This is a genomic window from Kitasatospora sp. NPDC048545 (assembly GCF_040651155.1).
Classification (GTDB): domain Bacteria; phylum Actinomycetota; class Actinomycetes; order Streptomycetales; family Streptomycetaceae; genus Kitasatospora.
Genome location: NZ_JBEZIQ010000148.1, coordinates 1 through 3,045 on the forward strand (window position 1 = coordinate 1; position 3,045 = coordinate 3,045).

Here is a 3,045-nt window from a genome sequence, read left to right on the forward strand (position 1 = left end):
CCTCCCGCCAGGCCTGGTGCCACTGGTAGGCCGACTTCGCGGTCACCCGCAACCTGCGGGCAACCTCCTTCGGTGGGACACCTTCGTCGAACAACGCGGCGGCCTCCAGCCGCACCGCCTCACGGCGCTGACGTGCCTTCGCCGTCATCCCGCCCCCATCCGCATAACACATACCAACGGCATAGTGCGCAAATGGCCGTCAGTCAGCTACGCAAACAGGCCAATCACCTTGAAGCGCCAAGGTCAGTAGTCCAGGTAGAGTCCCGCGAACGTCCCGGGCACCCGAGTGCGATCCGCGCCTTGGTCCAGGGTGGGGTAGTACGTCCATGTCGGGTCGGCGAGCATCGTGTCGTAGTCCTTGCGGGCGATCTCGGACTCGAGCCACTCGGTCCTGCAGCGACAACGGATCCAGGCGCGGCGACCGTGGTTGATCAGCAGCCAGTCGCGTTCGGCCTGGCAACCGGAGCACACCATCGGTATGCCGCGCAGTGCCAGCTCGTGGTGGGCACTGCGCGCAGCGGACCGCGTCTGGACCGCTCGGCGGCTGGGTCTCGTAGTCCAGTTGGAGCAGGGGTCGCTGGCCACCGGGCCATGGACGATAGGTGTGGTCGGGCTGGTGGTGGGTTGCTCGGTGATTCTGGGCACGGGCGTATTCCGTTCGCGGCGCGCTGGTCTTGCCCAACACCCGGTGGAGCTGGGCGCCGATGGGTTTCAGGGTGTCAGTCTGACGGCCGGTGGGCGGCCGTCGGATCTGACAGTCAGCGTCGAGCTACCTGGGGCCGGAGTTCGGTGGCGGAACGGGCGGGCGCCGACGATTCAGTGCGGGTGCCAGTTCGACCGGGTGTGGGCTTGGTCCGGGCGACTCCGGTCTTCACGTTGCCGGGCTGGCCGGGGCTGGTAGACAAGTCCGCGATGCGGCGGATGCGCCAGACCAGCACGTCGGTGGTGTCGCGAGCGGTGTCGAGTTCTCGCCAGGAGGTGGCATCCTCCAGGAGCGACTTGGGGTCGTGGCCGGCCTTCTCGGCTTCGGCGAGGGTGGCGGCCAGAGCATCGTGCGGACGGCTGGTACCCGTGCGGCTCTCCGGTTCGCCGAGGACGGCCCGGATCGCGGCCTCGTGGCGGCGGCGTTCGGGCTCGGGCAGCTCCCGACCTGCCTCGCGCATCGCCTTCATGGGGGTGGCGGCGGCCTGCTGATAGGCGACGCGCAGGTGGTCGGCCGCCTGCCGCGATGCTGCTGCCTGCTGCGCATGACCCCGGGCGGAGTGCCATCGGGCGGCGGCCAGGGCGAGCAGGACGAGGGTGGACAGGACCATCGCGGTGGCGCCGCCGTCCTCTCCACGTCCGAGCGCCCCGCCGGCGTGGACGATTCCGCGGGCAGCCGAGCGCAGGGCTCGGATGTCGGCGCTCTCAGCGCGGACGTGGCTGCGGGTAGCGCGTTCGAAGGAGCGCGCTGCGTCTCGCAGTTCGGCGCGGGTGGCGGCCGGGGAGGTCTGGGCGAGGGCGTCGAGGAGTTCCCCGGTGCCGACGAGGTGGGCAGCGGCTTCGTCGTCATCCCGGTCCAGGACGACGACGGCGCGCTCGGCGGCACCGGAGGCGTCTCGGCGGCGGCGCGCGGGAGCGGAGCGGCCGGTACGGGCAGCACGGTCGTCGGCCTCCGGGGTGCCGGCAGCGGGTGCCCCGTCGAGGCGGCGGCGGATTTGAGGGAGGGAGAGGTCGGGGGCGAGTTTGGATCCGGGAAACCAGATGGGCTCGCCGGCGCGGTTGCGGTCGCCGGGCAGGGCGACGTTGTAGCCAATAAGGTCACCGGAAGGCAGATGGCGCAGCTTCACCCGCAGGCCGGCCTCGCGCAGGCGGGTGAAGAACTCCTCCTCGCTGGCGGCTCCGGCGACGGCTTGGCGGACGGCTTCGCGCAGGGTCTCGCGCGGGGGCTCGGTGCGGCCGGTGCGTTCGGCCTTGAAGTGCTCCTGGCTGGTGGGGTTCTTCGCGGCGGTGCCGTCGCCTGGGTTGAGCTGTCGCAGGCCGTACTCCTTCTCGATGAGGCGGGCCTCGGCCTGGGCCTTGCGCCGGTCGAAGGAGAGGCCGGCGAGGCGGCCGTCCTGGCGGACGAGGGTGGCGGCGATGTGGATATGGTCGTCGGCGTGGCGGACGGCGACCCAGCGGCAGGCGGTGGTGTCGCCTTCGGGGGCGATGCCAGCGGCGTGGACGATGCGGCGGGCGATGGTGGCCCACTCGGCGTCGTCGAGGTGGCGGTCGCCGGGGGCGGTACGGACGGAGCAGTGCCAGATCTTGTTGGCCGGGGCCTGCTTGCCGAGGGCCTTGACGGGCTGGTCGAGCTGGTTGGCGAGTTTGGCGACCCGGTGCCGCTCCGGGTTGGGACCGGGGTCGGGCGCGAAGCCGTTCCAGGAGGCGACGATATGCTGGTCGGTGTGTTCCTCGTGCTTGCCGGGTCCGAAGAGGTAGTCGATGAGGGGGAAGGCGCGGTCGGTGCCGTTGCGGATCTTGGGGATCACCGGCGGACCAGCCAGTCGACCGCGTCGTCGACCGCGTCGATGGAGGCTTCGACGCGGGCCAGGAGCTGCCGCAGCTCGGCGCCCGGCTGGCCGCCGGCGTTCACGAAGTGGGCCAGCTGGTTGAGGTTGTTGCCCACCGCGCCGAGCTGGCGGTTGGACTCCATGAGTTCCTGGATGCCGCGACGGTAGTCGGCGACGGCCGCGCTCGGGTCGGTGCTGACGGCGGCGGCCACGGCAGCGGCAGCGGTGTAACCGCCGGGGGCAAGGTCGGCTCGGGCGGCGGCGCGCTGGAGAAGGGACCACTCGGAGTCACTGAATCGCGGGCAGATGCGGTTGGTGCGCGGCACGTTCTGGCGCAGGCGTCGGCGCGGCGCGGCGCGGACGGCGATCGGCTGCTGCTCGTCCTCCCCCTTGGTCGGCACCCCTGGGCCGACTCCCCGACCAGACGGTCCCGCACCAGCACGGCAACGGTCCGCGCGTCGAGGCTCGGGTCGGCGTCGCCGTAGTCCTCGAAGATCCGCTGGGCGAGCCACTT

The 3,045-nt window shown here is 71.6% G+C and carries 4 protein-coding genes; all 4 read right to left on the reverse strand.

The window, feature by feature from the left end:
- The coding region (locus tag AB0D10_RS46050) for a helix-turn-helix domain-containing protein (RefSeq protein ID WP_360269027.1) at positions 1-172 on the reverse strand (172 nt) is incomplete at its 3' end.
- A 71-nt stretch (positions 173-243) separates the two neighbouring features.
- On the reverse strand, positions 244-645 hold the full coding sequence (locus AB0D10_RS46055) for a hypothetical protein (protein WP_360269017.1): 402 nt from the start codon (positions 643-645) through the stop codon (positions 244-246).
- A gap of 113 nt (positions 646-758) precedes the next feature.
- Positions 759-2,510: a mobilization protein gene (locus AB0D10_RS46060; protein WP_360269020.1), complete on the reverse strand. Its 1,752-nt coding sequence runs from the start codon at positions 2,508-2,510 to the stop codon at positions 759-761.
- Positions 2,507-2,932 (reverse strand): MobC family plasmid mobilization relaxosome protein, encoded by a 426-nt coding sequence (locus tag AB0D10_RS46065; RefSeq protein WP_360269023.1) that lies wholly within the window; start codon positions 2,930-2,932, stop codon positions 2,507-2,509. The genes AB0D10_RS46060 and AB0D10_RS46065 overlap by 4 nt, the downstream gene beginning before the upstream one ends.
- Between the last annotated feature and the right edge of the window lie 113 nt (positions 2,933-3,045).